Annotated in this window: 22 protein-coding genes; 16 read left to right on the top strand and 6 right to left on the bottom strand. The window is 42.9% G+C overall.

Features of this window, described 5'->3' with window-relative positions; translation table 11 throughout:
* Positions 1 to 153: 153 nt before the first annotated feature.
* The 9 genes from NL647_RS09085 (at position 154) to NL647_RS09045 (ending at position 7,904) form a co-directional block, all read left to right on the top strand.
* Positions 154 to 987: a helix-turn-helix transcriptional regulator gene (locus NL647_RS09085; RefSeq protein WP_253650117.1), complete on the top strand. Its 834-nt coding sequence runs from the start codon at positions 154 to 156 to the stop codon at positions 985 to 987.
* A 460-nt stretch (positions 988 to 1,447) separates the two neighbouring features.
* The gene (locus tag NL647_RS09080) at positions 1,448 to 2,356 is read left to right on the top strand and encodes an urease accessory protein UreD (RefSeq protein WP_253650029.1); all 909 of its coding nucleotides are present in this window, start codon (positions 1,448 to 1,450) and stop codon (positions 2,354 to 2,356) included.
* A 77-nt stretch (positions 2,357 to 2,433) separates the two neighbouring features.
* Complete coding sequence (gene ureA / locus NL647_RS09075; protein ID WP_009696559.1) at positions 2,434 to 2,736, top strand: urease subunit gamma; 303 nt, start codon at positions 2,434 to 2,436, stop codon at positions 2,734 to 2,736.
* A 10-nt stretch (positions 2,737 to 2,746) separates the two neighbouring features.
* Positions 2,747 to 3,067, top strand: coding sequence for an urease subunit beta (locus tag NL647_RS09070; protein WP_009696560.1), 321 nt, complete (start codon positions 2,747 to 2,749; stop codon positions 3,065 to 3,067).
* Positions 3,068 to 3,078: 11 nt separating this feature from the next.
* Positions 3,079 to 4,782, top strand: a complete 1,704-nt coding sequence (ureC, locus tag NL647_RS09065) for an urease subunit alpha (protein WP_010453624.1) — start codon at positions 3,079 to 3,081, stop codon at positions 4,780 to 4,782.
* A gap of 19 nt (positions 4,783 to 4,801) precedes the next feature.
* Positions 4,802 to 5,311 (top strand): urease accessory protein UreE, encoded by a 510-nt coding sequence (gene ureE / locus NL647_RS09060; protein ID WP_009696562.1) that lies wholly within the window; start codon positions 4,802 to 4,804, stop codon positions 5,309 to 5,311.
* Entirely contained in the window at positions 5,262 to 6,008 is a 747-nt protein-coding gene (locus tag NL647_RS09055) for an urease accessory protein UreF (protein ID WP_237359321.1), read from the top strand. Before ureE ends, NL647_RS09055 begins: the two co-directional genes overlap by 50 nt.
* A gap of 30 nt (positions 6,009 to 6,038) precedes the next feature.
* The gene (gene ureG / locus NL647_RS09050) at positions 6,039 to 6,653 is read left to right on the top strand and encodes an urease accessory protein UreG (RefSeq protein ID WP_009696564.1); all 615 of its coding nucleotides are present in this window, start codon (positions 6,039 to 6,041) and stop codon (positions 6,651 to 6,653) included.
* A 198-nt stretch (positions 6,654 to 6,851) separates the two neighbouring features.
* Complete coding sequence (locus tag NL647_RS09045) at positions 6,852 to 7,904, top strand: DMT family transporter (RefSeq protein ID WP_253650028.1); 1,053 nt, start codon at positions 6,852 to 6,854, stop codon at positions 7,902 to 7,904.
* Positions 7,905 to 8,017: 113 nt separating this feature from the next.
* Here the strand turns inward: NL647_RS09045 and NL647_RS09040 are convergent, their stop codons facing one another.
* A complete protein-coding gene (locus NL647_RS09040) occupies positions 8,018 to 8,794 on the bottom strand; it encodes a helix-turn-helix domain-containing protein (RefSeq protein WP_253650027.1) in 777 nt (258 codons plus the stop codon).
* Between the two features lie 273 nt (positions 8,795 to 9,067).
* Here NL647_RS09040 and NL647_RS09035 point away from each other — a divergent pair, with 273 nt between their 5' ends.
* The 3 genes from NL647_RS09035 to NL647_RS09025 are packed head-to-tail and all read left to right on the top strand — an operon-like array spanning position 9,068 to position 11,825.
* Positions 9,068 to 9,829: an ABC transporter ATP-binding protein gene (locus NL647_RS09035; RefSeq protein WP_114093179.1), complete on the top strand. Its 762-nt coding sequence runs from the start codon at positions 9,068 to 9,070 to the stop codon at positions 9,827 to 9,829.
* 9 nt (positions 9,830 to 9,838) lie between these two features.
* Positions 9,839 to 10,828, top strand: a complete 990-nt coding sequence (locus NL647_RS09030; protein ID WP_253650026.1) for an ABC transporter substrate-binding protein — start codon at positions 9,839 to 9,841, stop codon at positions 10,826 to 10,828.
* A complete protein-coding gene (locus NL647_RS09025) occupies positions 10,821 to 11,825 on the top strand; it encodes an iron ABC transporter permease (RefSeq protein WP_253650025.1) in 1,005 nt (334 codons plus the stop codon). Before NL647_RS09030 ends, NL647_RS09025 begins: the two co-directional genes overlap by 8 nt.
* A 127-nt stretch (positions 11,826 to 11,952) precedes the next feature.
* On the opposite strand, the gene NL647_RS09020 is transcribed toward NL647_RS09025, so the two are convergent.
* Positions 11,953 to 12,180, bottom strand: a complete 228-nt coding sequence (locus NL647_RS09020; RefSeq protein ID WP_253650024.1) for a PAS factor family protein — start codon at positions 12,178 to 12,180, stop codon at positions 11,953 to 11,955.
* Positions 12,181 to 13,345: 1,165 nt separating this feature from the next.
* Between NL647_RS09020 and NL647_RS09015 the strand changes: the two genes are divergently transcribed.
* Positions 13,346 to 13,528 (top strand): hypothetical protein, encoded by a 183-nt coding sequence (locus NL647_RS09015; RefSeq protein WP_053052533.1) that lies wholly within the window; start codon positions 13,346 to 13,348, stop codon positions 13,526 to 13,528.
* 114 nt (positions 13,529 to 13,642) lie between these two features.
* Positions 13,643 to 14,908: a RidA family protein gene (locus NL647_RS09010; protein WP_253650023.1), complete on the top strand. Its 1,266-nt coding sequence runs from the start codon at positions 13,643 to 13,645 to the stop codon at positions 14,906 to 14,908.
* A 68-nt stretch (positions 14,909 to 14,976) separates the two neighbouring features.
* Here NL647_RS09010 and rnk read toward each other — a convergent pair whose 3' ends face one another.
* Entirely contained in the window at positions 14,977 to 15,369 is a 393-nt protein-coding gene (gene rnk / locus NL647_RS09005) for a nucleoside diphosphate kinase regulator (RefSeq protein WP_042604974.1), read from the bottom strand.
* A gap of 225 nt (positions 15,370 to 15,594) precedes the next feature.
* Positions 15,595 to 16,419 carry an AraC family transcriptional regulator gene (locus NL647_RS09000; protein WP_253650022.1) on the bottom strand — a complete coding sequence of 275 codons (825 nt, stop codon included), beginning with the start codon at positions 16,417 to 16,419 and terminating at the stop codon, positions 15,595 to 15,597.
* Between the two features lie 799 nt (positions 16,420 to 17,218).
* Between NL647_RS09000 and ureG (NL647_RS08995) the strand changes: the two genes are divergently transcribed.
* Both ureG (NL647_RS08995) and NL647_RS08990 read left to right on the top strand, forming a co-directional pair.
* Complete coding sequence (ureG, locus tag NL647_RS08995; RefSeq protein WP_253650021.1) at positions 17,219 to 17,842, top strand: urease accessory protein UreG; 624 nt, start codon at positions 17,219 to 17,221, stop codon at positions 17,840 to 17,842.
* 867 nt (positions 17,843 to 18,709) lie between these two features.
* Entirely contained in the window at positions 18,710 to 19,414 is a 705-nt protein-coding gene (locus NL647_RS08990; RefSeq protein ID WP_253650020.1) for a carbonic anhydrase, read from the top strand.
* A gap of 566 nt (positions 19,415 to 19,980) precedes the next feature.
* Here NL647_RS08990 and ulaG read toward each other — a convergent pair.
* Both ulaG and ulaR read right to left on the bottom strand, forming a co-directional pair.
* Positions 19,981 to 21,048 (bottom strand): L-ascorbate 6-phosphate lactonase, encoded by a 1,068-nt coding sequence (gene ulaG / locus NL647_RS08985; RefSeq protein WP_005448892.1) that lies wholly within the window; start codon positions 21,046 to 21,048, stop codon positions 19,981 to 19,983.
* A 124-nt stretch (positions 21,049 to 21,172) separates the two neighbouring features.
* Complete coding sequence (gene ulaR / locus NL647_RS08980) at positions 21,173 to 21,928, bottom strand: HTH-type transcriptional regulator UlaR (protein ID WP_005448893.1); 756 nt, start codon at positions 21,926 to 21,928, stop codon at positions 21,173 to 21,175.
* Positions 21,929 to 22,061: the final 133 nt, after the last annotated feature.

Genomic DNA, 22,061 nt, shown 5'->3' with positions numbered 1-22,061 from the left:
ACTGCGACCAGTTTTCTATAAGGGTAGGGGAACGATTTAGATTTGAAGTCATATAACTTCATTTATGGATTGATTATCTATACATGTCGCACAAAGAATCGACTATCTTGCTAGTATGCTTGACAGTATATAGATGTTAATTATTTGATAGCAATGTTTTTTCATAATATTAATGCCAGCAATGTTAGGCTACACAATTACAGAACTAAAAAGACGATATTTGCCAGAGTCTCAGGTTATCAAGGAGACATTAGTATTAATGGCTCTCCAGTTCAAGAGTTTAACAATAGCTTAATTATCATTCCAAAAAACTCGTTTGTTCACGTTAATATATCAAAGTTAACTGAGCAGTCTGAATTAGATTTCATTAGCTTAAATAATTTTGATATTGGCTTTATTAAGCAAGACCTTTATGAGTTAAACAAGTTTATCTTTGATAAGAGAAATCGAAAGTTGTGTCGTTCGAGTGATGGCGGAAATTTCTTAAAAGCTCATAACAAAGATTTTTGTGATGTCTTTTTAATGAATCGGGTCGTTGATGGGCATCGTTGTATGGGGCGGTTGAATAAAGTGCTGCTTAGACAGAGTGTGGTTGAACTTCTGATTCACCTACACCTGGAAAACAAAGACATCAATATCGTCTTAAACATGAAAAGTGACCTGTCGGTTTCTGAGAGATTGTCCAATCTGCTTATGCGTGAACCGAGGAAGCATTGGACGCTTGAGGCGGCGGCTTTGTCTATGGCTACCAGCATTTCTACCTTGAGAAGAGGGTTATCGGCAGAGCAGAAGTCTTTCTCTTGCATCCTCAACGAGGTGAGGCTCAATGTCGCGATTCGGTATCTGAAGTTTAGTAACTTCAGCATATTGAAGATAAGCAACCTGAGTGGATTTAAGAGCTCCGCCTATTTCTGCACTGTGTTTAAAAAAAATAAACTCACCACACCTCAGCAGTTCAGAAGCCGCTTCAGAAAATCCATTGTTTAAGTTTGGCGGTTTCCGGTAATTCACTCTTATCTCATCGTTTAGCAATGATAGAAATTGTGAGTAAATTCACTGTTTATATTTTTTATTTAGTAATGCAGAAATAGTTTTAAACATTCCATTAATAATGAAGTGATGCTGACATTTATATTGTAATCTTTTGGGCAAAATGTCTAATTTAGACTTCGCTTGATTCCTGTATATTGTGTCCATTCGTTACAGCATCGATATAGAAATTCATGTAATTGTGTAAGTTTATTAATAGTGACGCTATGGGGTAAATTAAAGAAGAGAATTATTAAGTCTCTCTTTTTTCACTAGGCGTTATTTATTACTCGTAATTTCTATTCCTATTCAGCGTTATTCGTTGAAGTTTGACCTATTTCATTCGTTACCAATGAAACGGTAATAAGCATTTTAATCCTAATTTTTTATTTAAAGGTAGGTAGAAAGGTATGTTCATATGACAGATTTCCAAACGACAACGACTGACAAAACCAATACACCTCGTGTTGAACAAGGTTTTGGTCTCAATCGTCAGTGGTTAGCGTCTTTGACATTAAAATTTGGTGCTCATGCTGAAGGCAATTCCAGTGTCACACGATTAAATACCCTACGACACTTTGGACCTCTGATTGTCCAAAGACCTTTCTATCCTGAGGGCAAAGATGGCTGTTGCCATGTCTACATTCTGCACCCGCCTGGTGGTTTGGTGAGTGGTGACGAGCTGAACTTCAACATTAGTGTTCAAAGTGACGCTCACGCTCTAGTGACAACCCCCGCCGCAAACAAGCTGTACAAAGCCGACCGCAACTTGGTGCCGTGGAAACAACACACCAACTTGGATGTTGAGGATAACGCCATTTTAGAGTGGCTTCCTCAAGAGTCGATTGCTTTTGATGGTTCTATTGGTGACCAAACTTGCACGATCAACTTGGGTACAAATGCCAAGTGTCTTGGCTGGGAAATTACCGTTCTAGGGCGACCTGCCAGTAAGTTGCCATTCAACAGTGGATGCATCACCCAACAATTTAACCTCTACCAAAATGGCAAGCCACTGTGGCTTGAAAGACAAACGATCGACCCAACTCATCCGCGTTTTACTGGTAAGTGGGGACAAGGTGGTTCAACGGTTCACGCCAATATGTGGGCGGTGGGTCTAGACGATCCAAAACAAGCCATCTTAGCACTTCGAGAGCACATGCCAGCATCCGATCGCTGGGCGGTGAGTGAGCGACGCGGCGTGTTGGTCATCCGCTATCTCGGTACCGAAAGAAACGAAGTTTGGGACTTATTCCAACAAGCGAGAGAAGTATTGCGTCCACTGCTCATTGGCATGGAACCGGTGATACCAAGAATCTGGCTGACTTAATCAAAATCGAATTATAACGCCTTATTAAACACCTAATAACGCGATTTTATATTGAAAATCATGAAACGGAGTAAACGATGGAATTAACACCTAGAGATAAAGACAAATTACTTTTGTTCACTGCAGGTCTGCTTGCTGAAAGACGCAAAGAAAAAGGCATCAAACTGAATTACCCAGAATCTGTTGCGCTGATCAGCTGCGCAATCATGGAAGGTGCACGTGAAGGGCGCACCGTTGCAGAAATGATGAGTGCAGGTCGTGAAATCTTAACTCGTGCTGATGTTCAGCCTGGCATTGCTGAAATGATTGAAACAGTACAAGTAGAAGCAACTTTCCCTGACGGCACAAAGCTAGTGACTGTGCATAACCCGATTATTTAAGGAGACCGCCATGTTTGCAGGTGAATACCAACTAAAAGCGGATGACATTGAGCTGTGTACTGACCGCACAACGATTCCAGTGAAAGTTTCTAATACGGGTGACCGCCCTGTTCAGGTTGGCTCGCACTACCACTTTGCTGAAGCGAATCGCGCTTTATCTTTTGACCGAGAGCTTGCTTACGGTCACCGCCTAGCGATTGCCGCTGGCATGTCAATCCGATTCGAACCAGGTCAAACCCGCGAAGTGGAGCTGATTCCGTTCGCTGGCTTACGTCAAGTCTACGGTTTCCGTGGCGACGTGATGGGCTCACTAGATAACAATTCTAAGTAAAGGTAACAGTAATGAAGATTTCTAGACAAGCGTATGTAGACATGTACGGTCCTACCACGGGCGACAAAGTCCGTCTGGGTGATACAGAGCTATGGATTGAGATTGAAAAAGACCACACGCACTACGGTGAAGAAGTCGTATTTGGTGGCGGTAAAGTTATTCGTGACGGTATGGGTCAGAGCCAGCGTTGTGATGACGCAGTGATGGATACGGTTATTACTAACGTTATCATCATGGATTACTGGGGCATCGTTAAAGCTGACGTTGGTCTTAAGCAAGGTCGTATCGCAGCCATTGGTAAAGCCGGCAACCCAGACGTACAGCCTAATGTTGATATCATCATTGGTCCTGGTACTGAAATCATCGCAGGTGAGAACCAAATCCTAACCGCAGGTGGTATCGATACACACATCCACTTTATCTGTCCGCAACAGATTGATGAAGCGCTGATGAGCGGTGTAACGACCATGATTGGTGGCGGTACGGGTCCTGCAACGGGCAGTCTAGCGACAACCAGCACATCGGGTCCTTGGCACATCGGTAAGATGATGCAAGCGGTCGATGATCTACCAATGAACATCGGTCTACTGGGTAAAGGCAGTGCAAGTACGCCTGAAGCGCTTGAGCTGCAAGTAAAAGCAGGCGCTATGAGCCTGAAGATCCACGAAGACTTTGGTGCGACTGCTGCATGTATTCACAACGCCTTGAATGTTGCAGATCGCTACGACGTTCAGGTTGCGCTTCACTCAGATAGCTTGAACGAATCTGGCTTCCTACAAGATACGCTGGCTGCATTCAAAGATCGTTGTATCCATACCTACCACACGGAAGGTGCGGGTGGTGGTCACGCTCCAGACATCATTGCAGCGTGTGCACTGCCAAATGTACTGCCTTCTTCCACAAACCCAACGCGTCCGTACACCATCAATACCGTTGATGAGCACTTGGATATGTTGATGGAGTGTCACCACCTAGATCCAAATATCCCGGAAGACGTTGCGTTTGCAGACTCTCGTATTCGTCGCGAAAGTATTGCCGCAGAAGACATTCTTCACGATATGGGCGTGATCTCGATGATGTCATCAGACTCACAAGCAATGGGACGTGTGGGTGAAGTGGTATGTCGTACTTGGCAGACTGCAAACAAGATGCGAGTACAGCGTGGTCTACTTCCTGAAGACCAAGATCTTGGCGCAGATAACTTCCGTGCGAAGCGCTACATCGCGAAATACACCATTAACCCAGCAATCACTCACGGTATCGCACACGAAGTGGGCTCGATTGAAGTAGGTAAATTCGCTGACTTGGTGCTTTGGAAACCAGCATTCTTCGGCGTTAAGCCATCCATCATCTTGAAAGGTGGCATGATCGCAGGCGCTGCGATGGGCGATCCAAACGCGGCGATCTCAACGCCTCAGCCAGTTCACTACCGCAACATGTTTGGCTCACTAGGTCGCGCAGTGTCAGCGACGCGCATGACGTTTGTTAGCCAAGCTGCGATGAACACAGGTCTAGAAGAAAAGCTGGGTCTGAACAGCCCGCTTGTTGCGTGTAAAGACGTTCGTAACAAGACCAAACAAGACATGAAGCACAACGACGTGTGTCCTGAACTGACCGTAGATCCACAAACTTATGAAGTAAGTGCAGACGGCGTTCTATTGACGTGTGAACCAGCAACAGAAGTTCCGTTGGCTCAACGCTACCATTTGTTCTAATTAACAGTAAGGGCTTGCAATGCTTGAACTAACAAAACGATTAGATGCCAATACGGAATGTGAGGTATTCGATAGTCTTATTCTTCCTTATGAGCTGCGTATCCGAGGACGCCTGAAAGGAGTGACGGAAAAGGGACATGATGTCGGTTTGTTTCTCGATCGTGGACCAGTATTACGTGATGGCGACCTGCTAGAAGCGAAAACGGGTGAAGTGATTCGTGTCCATGCTGCGAACGAACCCGTCACGACGGCTTACATCAATGGCACGCTTCCTCTCGCTCGTCTTTGTTATCACTTAGGCAACCGCCACACGTTGCTTGCGGTTGGTCAGGATGAAGACGGACGTTGCTGGGTTCGAATGACGCCGGATCATGTGCTTGAAGAATTGGCACTGCTGCTTGGCGCAACATTGACGCATCATCAAGCGCCTTTTGACCCAGAATCCGGTGCATACGCGCATGTTGGTCGTGAGCAATCTCATGATCACTCTCATGGTCACCATCACCACGGGCATCAGCATGAACACTAATACTTCTGATCGTGAAGTCGGTGATCTAGCACTACTTGGTTTGATGCAATTTATTAGCCCAGCGCTTCCTATTGGTGCGTTTGCTTGGTCGCAAGGGCTAGAAAGCGCTTTTGAGCTTGGTTGGGTGAAAAACGAAGAAGAGCTTGGTGCGTGGTTAGAAGGCGTGCTTGATGACGGTTTATCGCGTTGCGAATTACCTGTGCTAGCGCGCTTGTATCACTCGTGGGCGAATCGTGATTGCCAAGAAGTGACGTTTTGGAACGATTGGCTGTTAGCGAATCGCGAAACCTCTGAGTTATGCGAAGAAGACATTCGTCTTGGTCAAGCATTAATAGACTTACTGACCAATCTTGAAATGCACCCTCAGCTGCATGTTGAAGGGGCAAAACAGCTTCAAGAATCTGGATACGTGACCATGTTTGCTTGGGTTACACAGCTTAACCATATTCCTGTTCGACAGAGCCTGCTTGGTTTTGCATGGGGATGGTTAGAAAACCAATTGGCGGTGGCATGTAAAGCACTACCGCTGGGGCATACCGCAGCACAGCGTCTGTGTATTCGACTGCAACCTAAGCTTGTTGAAGCGGTCGAATCAGCCCTCAGCTTAGAGGATTGGGAGCTAGGTCCAACGCTTCCTGGTTTAGCGCTAGGAAGTGCAAAACATGAAACGCAATATTCAAGACTATTTCGAAGCTAATTTGCTTTAAAGAACAAAAGGAAAATTAATATGACACAGTGTTTACGTGTTGGTGTAGGCGGTCCTGTTGGTTCTGGTAAAACAGCGCTGCTACGTAAATTGTGTAAAGCACTTAAAGATCATTACAACATCGCGGTTGTAACGAACGATATTTACACCCGTGAAGATGCGGACTTCTTGCTCAAGCATGACGCGCTGCCATCAGATCGTATTCTTGGCGTAGAAACAGGCGGCTGTCCACATACTGCTATCCGTGAAGACGCTTCGATGAACCTAGCGGCGGTGAACGACTTACAATCGCGTCATCCAGACCTTGAGCTAGTGATGATCGAATCTGGTGGTGATAACTTGGCTGCGACATTCAGTCCAGAGCTGTCTGACCTAACGATTTACGTTATTGATGTGTCTGCAGGTGACAAGATCCCACGTAAAGGTGGTCCGGGCATCACCAAGTCAGATCTATTGATCATTAATAAAATCGACATTGCTGAATATGTACACGCGTCTCTCGATATTATGGACCGTGATGCGAAGAAGATGCGTGGCGATCGTCCATTTATTTTCGCGAACTTACATGACGGTGTTGGTTTAGAAGAAATTATTAGCTTTATTTTGAAAGAAGGCATGCTGCCTGACCGTAGATAGTATCCATCTTCTTTTAATATAAAAACGATATTTACCCTAGCGTTTCCCTACGCAAATTATTTAACTCTGTATTAATTAAGCCATACCAGTCATTGAGTACTGGTATGGCTTATTAATGCATATTTTTATTTTGCTAAATAACAATGTGCGTTAATTAAAAAATCCAATATTACTTTTATTTACATTCTGGGGCTATTTATGTCTGAAGTTAGAATCGAGTCCACATCTGGACCAGAGAAAAAAATGAGCAAACCACTTGCTTATATGTTTATTATGATTGGTATTTTCGCCTTAGCGTTCTCGGCAATCATGGTAAAAGAAGCAAACTTTGAACCAGCAACCAACGCCTTCTTACGTTGTCTTGTCGGCTTCTTGGTGTTAATTCCGTTTGCCGTTGCCGAAATTAAAAAGAAAGGATTAATTAATAAATCTGGTTTTGCTCTCGCTATTGTTGCTGGTATTTTCCTTGGTCTTGATATGACCTCTTGGAACTTTGCGATCTTCTTTATTGGTGCGGGCATCTCATCTATCTTGCTTAACCTACAGATCATCATCATGCCATTGCTTGCCATGACGTTTGATAAGTTTAAGCCAGAGAAAAGTTTCTGGTTCCTAGTACCGATTATGTTGTTCGGTATTGTTCTAGCGGGTGGTGTTCTAGAAGGTGGTCCATCTGAAGGTCCAAGCACCATGTGGGGCTACCCAATTGCACTAGTGGGTACGATTCTGGGTATTAAATCCGGTATTTGTTACGCGCTATACCTCTACACTAGCCGTAAGTCGGGCACACTGAACGCAGGTCGCTACTTCCAGCCACTGATGTGGGTATTCCTTGCTCAGCTTATCCCTGCTGCGATTGTTATGGCGACGACGCACGGTTTCAACATTACCACGGGTGTTCTTGTCGACGGCAAACTGCCACTATCAGCAGCTGATGGTTCGATTGCTGGTGATGCGATTAATATGAGCAACTGGATCTGGATTGTGATCTTAGGTGTTGTTGGTCATGCGGTTGCTTGGGTATTTGTACAAATTGGTTCGGTAAACTTGGACCCAACCGTTGTTGCAGGTCTATTGCTATTAAGCCCAATTACTACCGTTCTTGTTGCACCATTTACAAGTGGTGAGTCGGTGACGCTATTGCAGTCAATCGGTGTGGTGATTGTACTCGTTGCGGTGGCATATCAGAATGGTCTGCATACTGCTGTGCTAAACAAGTTCAAAGGCGAGCCAGCGAAAGTGGAAAGCTAAGCTTCCGTACCTATAAACAAAATATAAAGCCCAATATTAACGCCAATATTGGGCTTTTTTAGGTTTTGTGGATTCTGAGTTTTGATTGCGTTTGTTTGATTATGAGGGAGTGATTAGTACTTGAGTGTCAGCAGTGATGAGCCGTTGTTTTCTCTAGAATACTGCCTGAATTTTGAGGGCGTAAGATTGTACTTTCGTTTGAATGCATCACAGAAGTAAGCCGAACTACCAAAGCCACAACGATGGCTGATCTCACTGACATTGTAGGAAGTGAACGTCAGCATATTGAGTGCAATGCCCATTCTTACATCTAACAGCAATTGGCTGAAAGAGACGTCTTCTTTATTCAAGTGTCTTCTTAGCGTGGAAGAGGAGATGAACAGCTTGCTGGCGACTTCTTCAATTTGCCACCTATGAGTCGGATCTTGGCTTATCATCCTAGTGATGACTTCTCGCTTTGATTGGTAATGATCGGACTTGAACATTCGAACAATATCCATTTCATAGTAACTCATTGTTAAGAATATAAAAAATAGAGACTCTTCAACCAGTAACGTCTTTAAAGCGTGGTTGCTTAAGGTGTCATGCCCCTCTTTTAGTATTTTGAATCTGTCTTTTATCTCGAAGTTGTCACTGATAGCGTAAGAGATATTATTGGCACCAAATGCCCGCTGTGGAACTTTAGCAATCAGAGAGTCGATCGTATGGTTGGATACAGTCAGTATTTGAACCTCAATGCACTGTGTCGGGCTCTCGCTGCGTAAGTCACACCAAACTCGACTGTATTGAGGAATCATCAAGATAGTTGGGGAAGTAATGGCGATCTTACTGTCATTGATGGACACCAGTCCTTTGGCTTCAGAGAGATATATTATGTAATGATGTTCCACATAAAACTCTCTGAGTGTTATCGTTTTACAGTCAATTACTTTTCTATACTTCATATCTATTATCACGATTGGAAATTTAGCTATTTGATATAGTAGTTTTTCAATTAACTTTGCTATTCGTTTCACATGAATAAAGGATAGGGCTCTATTTCTAAGTAAAATGAATATATTTCTAAATCATAATTAAAAACATGTTTTTTATTTTCTGTTTTTATTGACTACGGCTTTTTTTATTTGATAATGGCTAAATATTAACTAGCAAGGCTTATTAATGTGAAAGAAGTGTTAACCATTAAGGGATTGTCACTGGGCATTAAAACGGAGTTAGTTAGGGATATTAGCTTTAGTCTCAAAGAGAAAGAGTTCTTAGCGATTGTTGGTCCTAATGGGTGCGGAAAATCGACCTTTATTCGCACCATTATGGGAACGGTGAATATATTCTCTGGTGAATTGAGTTTTCTTGGAAAACCACTTTCGAGTTATAACCATAAAATGCGTTCAAGATATATTGCATTTATGGGGCAGAATAATACAGTCGACCCACAAATGAGAGTGCTTGATTATATTTCACTGGGGCGATTCCCTCATTTTCACTATTCCACACGCCAATACGACAACGAATGCATTACCCGAGTGATCGATGAGCTTGGACTGGAGACGTTAAGAGAGCAAAAAGTTGGACAGCTCTCTGGTGGAGAGTTTCAGCGCGTCAACTTAGCGCGAGTGTTGGTGCAAGAGCCCAAGTTGCTGCTTTTAGATGAGCCGACGAATCACTTAGACCCTAAAGCGAGAATAGAGCTCCTTAAAATCGTTAAGGATAAGCAGATTACAACGATTGCCGTGTTACATGATTTAAACCTTGCCGAATACTTTGCCGACCAAGTGATGATCATTAATCGAGGCAAGATGCAGGTGTGCGATACGGTCGAAAACACGCTCAACGCTCACTGGATAAAAGATACTTTTGATTTGAATACCCTTCATTTCTTACATCCTACAACAGGAAAAGCGATCCGTTTTTTTGAAATAGATTAAGGAGTTACCGTGAAAAAAATATGCTTGATGCCGTTGTTTTTATCTGTCTCTGTTTACGCAAACACCAATGCACCGACGGAACCACATTACCCAGTCAGTGTTGAAAGCTGCGGGGACGTGTTGACGTTTGAACAAGCACCAAAACGAGCGGTATTCCAAGATCTCAATATGACGGAAATGGCGTTCGCATTGGGGCTGCAACCTAACATGGTGGCAGTAAATGGTATTACAGGTTGGTATCAAGTATCCGATCAGTTCAAGGCAGACTTAGGTGATATTCCCGAAATCTCTGGGCGTTACTTAACGCTAGAACCTTTACTAGAAAAGAATCCAGACTTCCTGTTTGCTGGTTGGAACTACGGTCTTAAATTTGGCTCGGATCTGACGCCACAAAACTTGGCTCACTTTGGAGTAAAGACGCTGGTACTCAGCGAAAGCTGCGCTCACATCACTAAGAAGAAGCAAGAAGCTTCTATGGAGCTGCTTTACGGCGATGTCCTTAAGCTGGGCAAAGTCTTCGATAAGAGTGATAAAGCACAGAGCTTAGTCGAGAATTGGAAAAAAGACCTCAACGAAATAGAGGCAAAGGTGGCAGCTTATCCAATCAAGAAGGTGTTCCTTTACGATTCAGGCATTGATCAGCCCTTTACCAGTGGGCGCTTTGCCATGCCTCACGCGCTGATCAAAGCGGCTGGTGGCGTCAACGTGATGGGCAATGATAACTTTAGTTGGGGCACCGCACCATGGGAAAAAGTCGCCATTCATAATCCCGATATGATCATTTTGGTGGATTATGGCAGCTCAGATGATGCAGCGATCAACAGTTCGATAAAAGCCCTGAGTGACAACCCTCTAATGCGCCAAACGAATGCGGTGAAAAATGGTCAATTTTTGCGGTTGAAGTACAGTGAGCTGACGCCAGGTCCCAACAATGTGGTTGCCATCAAGAAGATTGCAGCCAAGCTCCATCCCGAGGCTGGTATCGTGATTAATGAGTAATTCGAATGTAAAGTTTTGGCTTGCTATCGTGGCAAGTCTGATGCTGCTATCGGTCATACTGTTCCTTTCGCTCTCTTACGGAACAATAAACATACCCTTTTCCTCGGTTTATCAGTTTTTTACCTTTGACCACGCCTCGCTACCTGCAATGACCAACGTTATTTTGAGTGAGATTCGAATTCCTAGATTTCTGCTCGCGATTTTAGTTGGTGCTGGGCTTGCTATGGTGGGGGCGCTATTGCAGACCGTGACTAAGAACGACTTGGCTGATCCATTTTTGTTTGGGCTCTCCGCGGGTGCATCGGCTGGCGTTGTTGCGGTTATTAGCCATTTCGATTTAGCGTTAGGTCAATGGTCTTTACCTGTGGCAGCATTTGCTGGGGCAACCTTATCGGCGGCTTCGGTCATCCTAGTGTTCTTTTTGCAAAAATCGCAAGGGGTTGAACGCCTGATCTTATCTGGGCTGGCGGTTTCGTTCCTGTTCAGTGCCATTACTGGGTACTTGATTTATACCGGCGATCAACGTTCGGCGAGTAATATTCTCTTTTGGTCAATGGGGGGCTTAGGTCTGGCAAAATGGGAAAATCTGCCGTTTGCCTCTGTTGGGGTTATTTTGCTCACACTGTTTACCATGTTGCGCTGGCGTTCTCTCGATGCCGTGTTGGTGGATGAGGACACCAGTAACTCACTGGGTGTAAGCGTCAAATTTCTCCGTGTGACCGTGTTTATTTTATCGGCACTCTCTACAGCGATCTTTGTCTCTTTAAGTGGCGTGATTGGCTTTGTTGGGCTCATCGTGCCGCATCTTGCGAAACCATTTTCCGGACCGAGTCATCGTTATCTATTGCCTTTATGTGCTTTTATTGGCGCGATGCTGCTCTCAGCCAGTGACTTAATGAGTCGAGTGCTGATCCCAGGTCAGGAGTTACCCATAGGTCTGATGACTTCAGCAATTGGCTCTATGTTTATTCTGTTTTTCGTACTTAGAAAGAAATGAGGCGAGATAGACCCCAATTGTCTTAGCGTTAACTCGGTATATAACAGTCGGTCTCGCTATGTATCCAAACGGCGAGACCGACTGTTTTTGGTTAAGCGGGAGTGAGAAAGCGACTTCTCGCCGTCGACTACTTGTTGTTTAGGATGATTCTTTCCGCATCGCCAACCGCTCTGGTTAAGCTCTGGTTGCTGGACAGCTGACCGGAACTTACTGGACCAAGAACATGGGTATATAGCGCTAACTGCTTCTCGAATGGCAGTTTTAGAGTGTTGTAGAGCTCCTGCCTAATTTGAACATGAGACTCTTGTGGGGCTGAAGATAAGCGGAATAGGGTTTCATGAATAACAGTCTTCATCTGTTGTTTGTCCTTTTGTTTTCTACGTTGTTTGGGCTTAAATAAAGTACCACCACCGAGCATGTGCATACTCGGTGGTGGTTGTGTGCATCTATATTGGTTTGGGCGAGATTGCTCGCTTTATCCAAGTTTTGGTGAGTGCTTCAAAGTGAAAGCACTTCTTTTGTTATGTTCTAACTCAAGAGCTTATTAATTCGGTTGATGACCGTTAGGTTCTGGTGCTGTCTGTCTTTTCTAATTTCGTTAACTAAGGTTTTTCTTAGCCTCGCTTTGGTGACTTTTAACGGAGGCATGCTCAATGAGCCCTTCACTCTGCATGAGATCGTATCGGGGCAATATATCTCACCTTTGGCTGTATTTCTTAGCAGCCAACGAAAGCAATTTGGACATAACTTATCTGTTTTCTCGTACATGTTTTTTCGGCTTACTATCCGTTAAATAGATAAAAAATTAACACCATTCGAATATAAGCGGATGTTATACCCATCACTGGCGATAGACTTAAACTGATAAATAAAAACGTTATCGAAATTAAACTTGTATTTATTTGAATTTTCACAGTTGTAGAAGAGTAAGCTTGAGTCTAATTCGACAAAGACGTTGTCTTCTGAATCGCAAGAAAAGGAGGTGACATCATCAATAGAATTGAGAAAACTTAATATCTTGTTCCAGTATGTGGCATTGAAGGGCTTTAACCTAATCTCAAAGTCCTCAATCGATGAATAGTCAATCCTTTCTAAGTTCATTTTCTACCTCAAAAAAAGCCCTAACCAAAATTGGATAGGGCTAAGTTGTGCAAGAGCGGAATAAAGTTATCTGTGAGTAGGTTACTCAATTCATATGAGCGAGTGGACTCTATCAAATAGGAGTTTATATCGACAAGTGGGTGTGAAATGTTTCTTATTATTTCAAAACATTATGACTTAATTGTTTAATTTATAAAATCAAATGCAAGCCTTTTTCTGTTCTTCTTGGTTTCATTTTATTAATGATATTAGAGATGAATTTTTGAGTAGGAAAAGGTGCATCAAGGCAATGGGAAAATTGAAATGTAAAGCGCGTAAAAATTAAACATAATGCGCGCATGTTGTAATGAAGTACGTCTAAATAATCAGCATAATCTTATAGTTTTACTTACGATGTGATTGTTTGTGAAAGGAGAGGTATGAAAATATTTAGAGGCATATTAATTGATTTAGTCATCCTTGTTGGGGTTCTATCCGGGATGATTACTTTCTCTTTAAATAAAATCGATATATTAGGAACTATTCTGATTATCACCGCTTCTTTGTTGATCTTGGCTCTATTTATCTATGGTTTAAAAGATGGATATAACAGAAGCAGTTGATTTTATTATTCTATGTTGAATTGGAATGAAATATAGCTAATGGCTCTCCTTTCTAGCCTCCATGATGTTTATGTAAGTTAAATACTTTTATCATTAATTAAAGGTAACATTAAAATGACTGGCACCATTATTAAATGCTCTAGAAATACAGAAACTGCACCACTCAACAGCCATTCAACGCAAAGTGTTGCGTTTTCTCACTACAACAATATCTCCGCTCAACTTCCGATTGATCCTCAAACCAACCAGCTTGTTGAAGGTGGCATTCAGGAGCAAGCCAAACAATGTCTTTTGAACATTAAAAGAATTGTAGAGAGCATTGATCATGTAATGGATGATGTCGTTAAGGTAAATGTCTACTTGACCAACATTCATGACGTTGAAGAAGTAAATAAGGCATATACGACTTTCTTTACGAACCTTTTACCAACACGCACAGTGCTGGCGATTGAGGCGGTGCCTTTTGAAGGAGCGTTACTACAAATGGATGCGCTTATTTCTAATGGAGAGGGGACAACACCCCAAAAGCCATGTGACTTAATCAAGGTATCGCGTGATACTGATCTAGCCCCGACCAATCCGATTTCTACACAAACGGTCGCATTCTCGCACTACAACAACATCTCCGCACAGTTGCCGGTAGATGCAGCGACAGGAAACTTGGTCGAAGGTGGCGTAAAAGAACAAACTCATCAATGTCTGCAAAACATCAAAAACATTCTAGAGAGCATTGATGTTCCGCTAGATGACATCGTAAAAACGACCGTTTACCTGCAAGATCTAGCAGATATTGAATCAGTGAACGAAGTGTACCGTACTTTCTTCCCAGATTCGGCGATCGCAAGAGCCGTGGCTTACATGCCTGCTCGCTCGGTTATTCAAGCTTCAGCGCTGCCAATGGGCGCTGCAGTACAAATTGATGCCGTGATTTCTCATGGTGACGGTACGCCGCCTCAAGAAGTTGAAGATCGTCATGGCATTGTGATTAAGGCAAACAACACGCTGAATGCTCCTCTTGATGCGCTTGCGACGCAAACTGTGGCGTTTTCTCACTATAACCACATTTCCGCGCAACTACCGATAGATGCACTGAACCATGAGTTGGTTCAAGGTGGGGCTAAAGAGCAAGCTGAGCAATGTTTGAAAAATATTAAAGCGATCGTTGAGAGTATTGGTCACGTGATGAATGACGCGGTTAAGGTCAATATTCAAGTGACTGACATTGCTGATATTGATGCAATCAACGAGGTGTACGCCACTTTCTTTGATGGCGATTTGCCGGCAAGAACCGTGATTGTTGTATCTAACATTGCGCTAGGTGCAAAAGTTCAAATGGATTGTGTTCTGTCAAACGCAGAAGGCACACCGCCACAAGTGTAATCAAATACAAAGCCATCACTCTGGTTAAGAGTGATGGCTGATGATTGAGTTTATTCGTTGGATTATCTCTACTCTATATTTCTTTCTGGTTGAAAAACGACATCCAAGATCTCGATGGTTTTTTTGTTGCCGTTTGGCAGTGTCCAATCGATGCATTGACCGACAGACAGTCCGATAAGTGCCATGCCAATCGGGGCTAGTATAGATATATGTGAGTTATCTTTCACTTGGTTTGGATACACGAGCACTTTCTGAATCTGCTCTTCCTCACCAAGGAATTTGAACGTCACCTTAGAGTTCATCGTGACAATATTGTTGTCGATCTCGTGTGCATCGACAATCAAAGCGCGGTCAATTTCATCTTCTAATTTAAGCAGCTCGTCACTGCAATTCGGAATGTTATCCAGTAATCGACAGATGTTGTTGTAGTCATCAGATGTAACGGTGATCGAATTAGACATAATATTTCCCTAAATCTAATTTTTATGACCCAGCCATTTGAGATGGCTTGGGTATATCGTGAAGTTTTCTAGTACATAAAGCGAAACACCATACTCCTGAAGGACGAGAGAAAACGTTACCTGGACGCAATGATTGGTGATTTAAATGAAAAGCAAAATAGAGTGAGCAGAAAGCGCAAGGCTTCACGCTCGATCCGTCATCCACTGCCTTTTTCTGGAGCGGTGTTAGCTCACATCGTCACTTCTTGTGGAGACAAGTGACGCATCACTGGTCTTCTTAGACTGAGCTCGGAACTGTGATGGCGTTAAGTGATATTTTCTCTTGAAGGCATCACAAAAATAAGCGGCGCTACCAAATCCACAGCGGTTGCTGATCTGTGAAACGTTGTAGGAAGTGAACGTTAGCATGTTCAATGCAAGCCCCATTCTTACATCTACCAATAGCTGGCTAAACGACAGGTTCTCTTTCTGCAAATGCCTTCTTAATGTTGAGGTAGAGGTAAACAGTTGCTTGGCGACATCTTGAATTTGCCACTTTCTTTGTGGTTCTTTCGTGATCATTCGTGCGATGACTTCGCGTTTGCTTTCTTCGTAATTGAACTGAAAGACATTGAAAACATCGATACCCGATTCGCAAAGAGAGAGCAGTATGAAGTACAGCGTTTGCTCTAAGAACATGATCTTTAATGCATCTCTACTTAAGGAGTCATACACTTCTTTGAGTAGCTGAAAGTTATTGTCCACATCCACTGGTGTTGGCAGTTGATGGGCGACAGTGTTTTTAACAAAGCTACGTTTTTGGGGAAGCTGAAGCAGTGAGGATTCGAGCATCTCATCGGTCACGATTAACAACTGAATCTGCAATGGTGAGAATGACGACTTTTGAGTCAAATTACACGACAAGCAGGTAAATTGAGGAATGATTAAGGTTGAAGGACCATCGATGGTGATTTGTTGTTCATTGATGTACACCGTCCCCTTGGCAAAGGCGATGTTGACAATGTAGTGATACTCTACGTAAAACTCCTCAAGTTTTACGGGTTTGAACATTTCAATATATCTATATTCCACTATTGCTTATCTCATAATTGGGCTTACTACAGGCAGTAAGTTGGGCTAAAAGAAAAGCATCCATGCGACAGTACAACGCACAGTATAACGCTACTCCTTTGTTCTTTTCATAAATTCATCAAAGAAAGTGTCTTATCTCAGTAATTTGAGCTCAAATCTAAATAGGCGCTATTGATTTTTTATTTAACTTATTGAAAGTAATGAATAATGTTTTTGTTTTTATCAATCATGAAAATTAAGATTACGAGTCACATAGCTGAATTGAGCATCAATAGCACACCTGATAATAGTGTTATTTATGCAGAGATGGTGCTTGAAGTATTTTGAACATCTTAGGATGTAGATATGAAGTCACAATGTTCAGATAATTTAGCCTGAATTCTAATTCTAAATTTTATGGGCTGATATCGGAATGGAATGGTGAGGCTTTTATTGTATATTTTGCTTCGAGAGTGGTTAGGAGACATAACCTACCAGTCGAATCATGTAGACATTGTTGATGATAAAAATTGCAAACCTTCGTTATCAATATTTACGGGTTAGTTAGTCAAAAACTTCGCCAATGAGTTTGCCTAATCACTCTCAAACCATTCACAACTCAGTGCCTTATTCAATACTCCAATACTCAATAAAACAATCATCACCTGTTGCTTGATGAGCGCCATTTAAAATCATCCTCTTGATTGGTGACTTTCAATAACGTTCGGCTTTTTCATTATTAGCCATTAAATAATTACACATCGAATTTTCAACTCCATCCATAATTTGGACAACTCTTATGCAAGAAGACTACAAACAACCTTTGCGAATTGGCGTTGGTGGACCTGTTGGGTCTGGTAAAACGGCATTGCTAGAGGTTCTGTGCAAAACTCTCCGAGATCTTTATCAGATCGCTGTCGTCACTAACGATATCTACACACAAGAAGATGCAAAGATACTCACTCAGGCAGAAGCCTTAGATGCAGACCGTATTATCGGGGTTGAGACCGGTGGTTGCCCGCATACCGCGATTAGAGAAGACGCTTCGATGAACCTTGCTGCGGTGGAGGAGCTCTCTACGCGGCACAAAAACCTAGACGTGGTATTTATCGAAAGTGGTGGTGACAATCTCAGTGCCACGTTTAGCCCTGAACTGGCTGACTTGATGCTCTATGTGATTGATGTGTCGGAAGGGGAGAAAATTCCACGCAAAGGCGGACCGGGCATTACACGCTCTGACTTGCTTGTTATCAACAAAATAGACCTTGCGCCTTACGTTGGAGCATCATTAGAGGTCATGGAAGCGGATACCGCTCGAATGCGTCCAGAAAAACCTTATGTGTTTACCAACCTGAAAGAAGGGAAGGGGCTGCAAGAAATCATAGACTTCATTGTCGATAAAGGCATGCTTGAAAAGAGATAGCATCGAAGTACGCCATAGAAACTGCTGCGTATCATGAAGTATTGCGTTTGTTTGCAGTCGTTTCTATGCCTAATATCCACAGTGAGTCGATACTGAAAAAAAGCAGCTTTAAATGCTTAAAGCTGCAAAGAATCAATAGCAGGAAAAGTAGATGATTACATCTACGGAACCAAAGTGAAACCAAACAATTGTGTAGTAACGTTTGATGAAAACTATAGTATACGACTCACGTTCTGTTTCAATGCGTTCAGTTGTGGTTGAAGCCGAATCTAAATATCTGGAGCAGATTATTAAATAGTCCCTACTTCAATAACCTAATGATGTTCTTGGGTCTTCTTATATAGTCGTAAAACTCTTTTGCTTTAAGCCTACCGACTGAAAGTTCAATTTTAAGCTCATTGGCAAATAATCTTAATGTCGTTCGATTAATCATATCTTTACGAGCATTCACTTTATCTAGGTATTCATCCAAGATTTTGTCATCATAAACGTAGATATATTCACTCATAATCGTATGTCTTTTTAAATGATAGTTTTAGTTTGCAGTAAACTCTGAATTAGAGTTCGGTTTTTTATGACGAGGTAAATTGATGTCGTTTTAGACGATGTTTGTTTTGCGTTTGGATTATTAAGGTATAAGAATAAGGCTTCAAGCAGTTTTGCTGTGATTCCTTTATGTTGAAATAATCTAGTCTGATGGTGAAATACAAACCTTACTATTAGTTCTGTTCCAAAGTGGTTTAAATATTTGCTTAATTCATTTTGATAAATGTTGATTATGGATGTGTTTATATTTATCTGACACTGTGATGACTTTGAGGTTTTACTAATTATCTGATTTTTCTTAATTTATTAAATGAGGATAAGATGAAGAAATCACTGTTAGCGATTAGCCTTTTATTGAGCTCTACAGCACATGCTGCGCATTGGGGATATGAAGGCGAGAATGGACCTGAGTTTTGGGGTAAGTTCTCTGAAGATTGCCAGCAAGGTAAGAACCAAAGTCCTGTTAATATTCAATCAACCGTGTTGGGTATTATGGATGAAATCAACATCAACTATTTAGGTGATGCCGTTTCTGCTATTGATAATGGCCATACTCTGCAAGCCAATGTTGAAGGCAATAACACGCTATTGGTTGACGATAAAAAGTTCACGCTTTCTCAGTTTCACTTCCATACGCCATCTGAAAATCACATCAACGGAAAAGAGTACCCGCTAGAGGCGCACTTTGTTCATGCTGATAAGGATGGCAATCTAGCGGTTGTGGCAGTCTTCTATAAGCTAGGAGATGAAAACCCAGCATTGGAGCAGTTGCTAAAGCATGACTTTGAAAAAGGCAAAACAACCAGCTTTGCACCAGTGAGCATCAAGTCTCTCATTCCTTCTAAGCACAGCTACTACCGATTCAATGGCTCGTTAACGACACCGCCATGTTCTGAAGGCGTTCGTTGGTTAGTACTAAAAGAGGTTCAAACGGTATCTGCAGCGCAAGTGAAAGCGTTTATGGAAATCATGGGCAAGAACAATCGTCCTATCCAGCCGATTAACGCTCGACTCATTCTCAACTAACCCATCAATGGCAAGTCGAAGTCTGACGCGGTTTACGTGCTATCTGAGATTAACGGTTGTCTAAACGAAAAAAAGGACTCTTAGTGAGTCCTTTTTGATATTAAAAATAAGAGCATACATCAAGTGGAACTCAAGTGCCTGATGGGTACTCCGTCCTTGGAGATTTGACACTTAAGCGACATCGAACGCAGTCACACATTGCACTCGGATGTACTAACCGAAACCAATTTAACATTGGACTTGTAAGCAGTACATCAAATGATTTTTGTCGATGGATGATGCCTAAGTGGCTAAATTTTAAGTGGTTTATCTTTGAGGCTTTAGACGGATATTGTCGATATTGAGCGTAAGTTAGAGCGAAGTTGGCATTTATTAGAATGCTTGTAGATGTGCACTCGCGTCTAGGTTTTTTGAGAGCGTGAGTCTCTCTGAAAGCTCTCCTACTTATTAGATAGCGAATGTTAATCGTCGTAGAAAGTGCGCTCTGTATAATCTGCGGTTTCTGCAATAAAAAAGGACTCAATTGAGAGCCCTTTTGGTTTTCGCTGTCTGACGTTGCGACGGAATTACAAGAACGCTTTGTATGGCAATTCTGGTTCGTTTTTGAAGATGTCGCTAAAGCCACGGAAGTGTTGGTAGTGCATGCGACCTTTATCGGTAGGGAAGGTGTATTTGCCTCCCACTTGCCAGAAGAACGGTGCGAACTTGTATTGCAGACGGTCTTTCTTCATGTTCCACAACACTTCGATTTCGCGTGGGTCGTTTTGGAAGTTCGCCCAAATATCGTGGTGGAATGGCATCACGACATCACAATTCAATGATTCTGCTGCACGTAGGATGTCAGAAGATGTCATCTTGTCAGTCACGCCGCGTGGGTTTTCACCGAATGACAACAGTGCCACGTCGATTTGGTATTCGTTGCCGTGTGCGGCGTAGTAGTTCGAGTAGTGCGAGTCACCAGAGTGGTAAACCGAGCCGCCTGAAGTTTCAATCAGGTAGTTCACCGCGCGTTTGTCCATGCCGTCGAGGATTTCTTTATCGTAAGAAGAAGTGCCCTCTGGCAGCGTGACAAGTGCAGTACGGTCGAATGAATCCAGTACGCGGATCTTCATGTCGCCGACTTCAAGTACATCGCCCACTTTCGCGACAACACAACGCTCTTCTGGCACGCCCCAACCCATCCATAAATCGACACACGCTTGTGGACCGATGAACTTCACGTGGTCACCACAGTTTTGCAGTACCGCTGCCGCGACATTAACGTCGATATGGTCAGCATGGTCATGGGATGCCATCACAGCGTCGATCTCTTTGATAGCAAACGGGTCAAGCGGGAAGATAGCAGTACGTAGGTTTGGTTGCAGTGCTTCGACACCGCCCATACGCATCATTTGGTGCTGGTTCTTCATGAAGGCGTTCTTTTGTGTCTTTTTGCCCGTACCACACCAGAAGTCGATAGAGATGTTGGTGTTGCCCTCACTCTTCAACCAGATACCTGTACAACCTAGCCACCACATCGAGAATGTATTTGGTTCTACCACCGTATTTTCGATCTCTTCGTTTAACCAGGTACCCCACTCAGGGAATGTATTTAGGATCCAAGATTCACGAGTGATTTCATTTACTTTACTCATAGCAACACCTTTTTGTTTCACAATTTTTATTAAATTTGGGATGTAGGGAGCCGAGCGCCTTAATTTGTGGTTAAGGCACTGAGCTGAATTATTTTTATTTATTTGAGAAAGAGGCTAGGGCGCGTTAGACCAGAATGACCTGTGTCCCTTTTGCTTCTATCGCTTTGATGACCTCTGGGTTGGCGTTTTTGCCAGTGATCAGAATGTCGATTTTCTCGGTAGGACAGAACAACATGCCCGTTCTGTGACCCACTTTGGAGCTGTCTACCACGACGACGAGTTTGTCGATTTGCTCAAGCATTTGCTGCTCAGCCACCGCGGTTAACATGTCGGCTTTGTAGAGTCCGGCTTCGGTTAATCCTTTGCCCGAGGTGAACATCCAATTGCCTGCGTAACTGCCAAGCGAGTTGGGCGCCGGATTTAAGAACAATTTTTGTGAACGGTTGTATTGACCGCCAATGATGATCACATCGTCATGGTCTTCATTGATCAGGTAGCTTGCCAATGGGAAGTAGTTGGTGACGATCTGCACGTCTTGCCCACACAACTTCTGCCCAAGTAGGAAAGCGGTCGAACCGCAGTTGATGACCACGCTGTCGCCAGGCTGACAAAGCTCAGCGGCTTGCATCGCAATCAAGGATTTTTCTTCGTAATGCTCAGTGCTGTTGATGTTCAGCGGTGACCATTTTTTCTTTTCTGCTTCGACGCGTTCTGCGCCGTTGCGTACTTTGCGTAGTTTGCCTAGTTCATCCAGTTTAGAGATATCACGGCGAGCCGTAGCCGGAGAGACGTTAAAGCTCTCAATAATGTGTGAGACGTTAATCGTCTGATTTTCTTCTAATAAAGACAGAATGCCATTGTGTCTTTGTACTTCATTCATACCCATCACCCTATTTGATTCAAATTCACCGAAATGTGTATCTAGTGATTATTTGGTGATTACTTGTGATTTGTTTTGATTCTATTAATCACGCTCTTGATTGTCAAATTCAAGACTGATGAAAATCTGAACT

This window comes from Vibrio sp. Y29_XK_CS5 (assembly GCF_024181835.1).
Classification (GTDB): Bacteria; Pseudomonadota; Gammaproteobacteria; order Enterobacterales; family Vibrionaceae; genus Vibrio; species Vibrio harveyi.
This window is presented reverse-complemented; position numbering and strand designations above follow the sequence as displayed.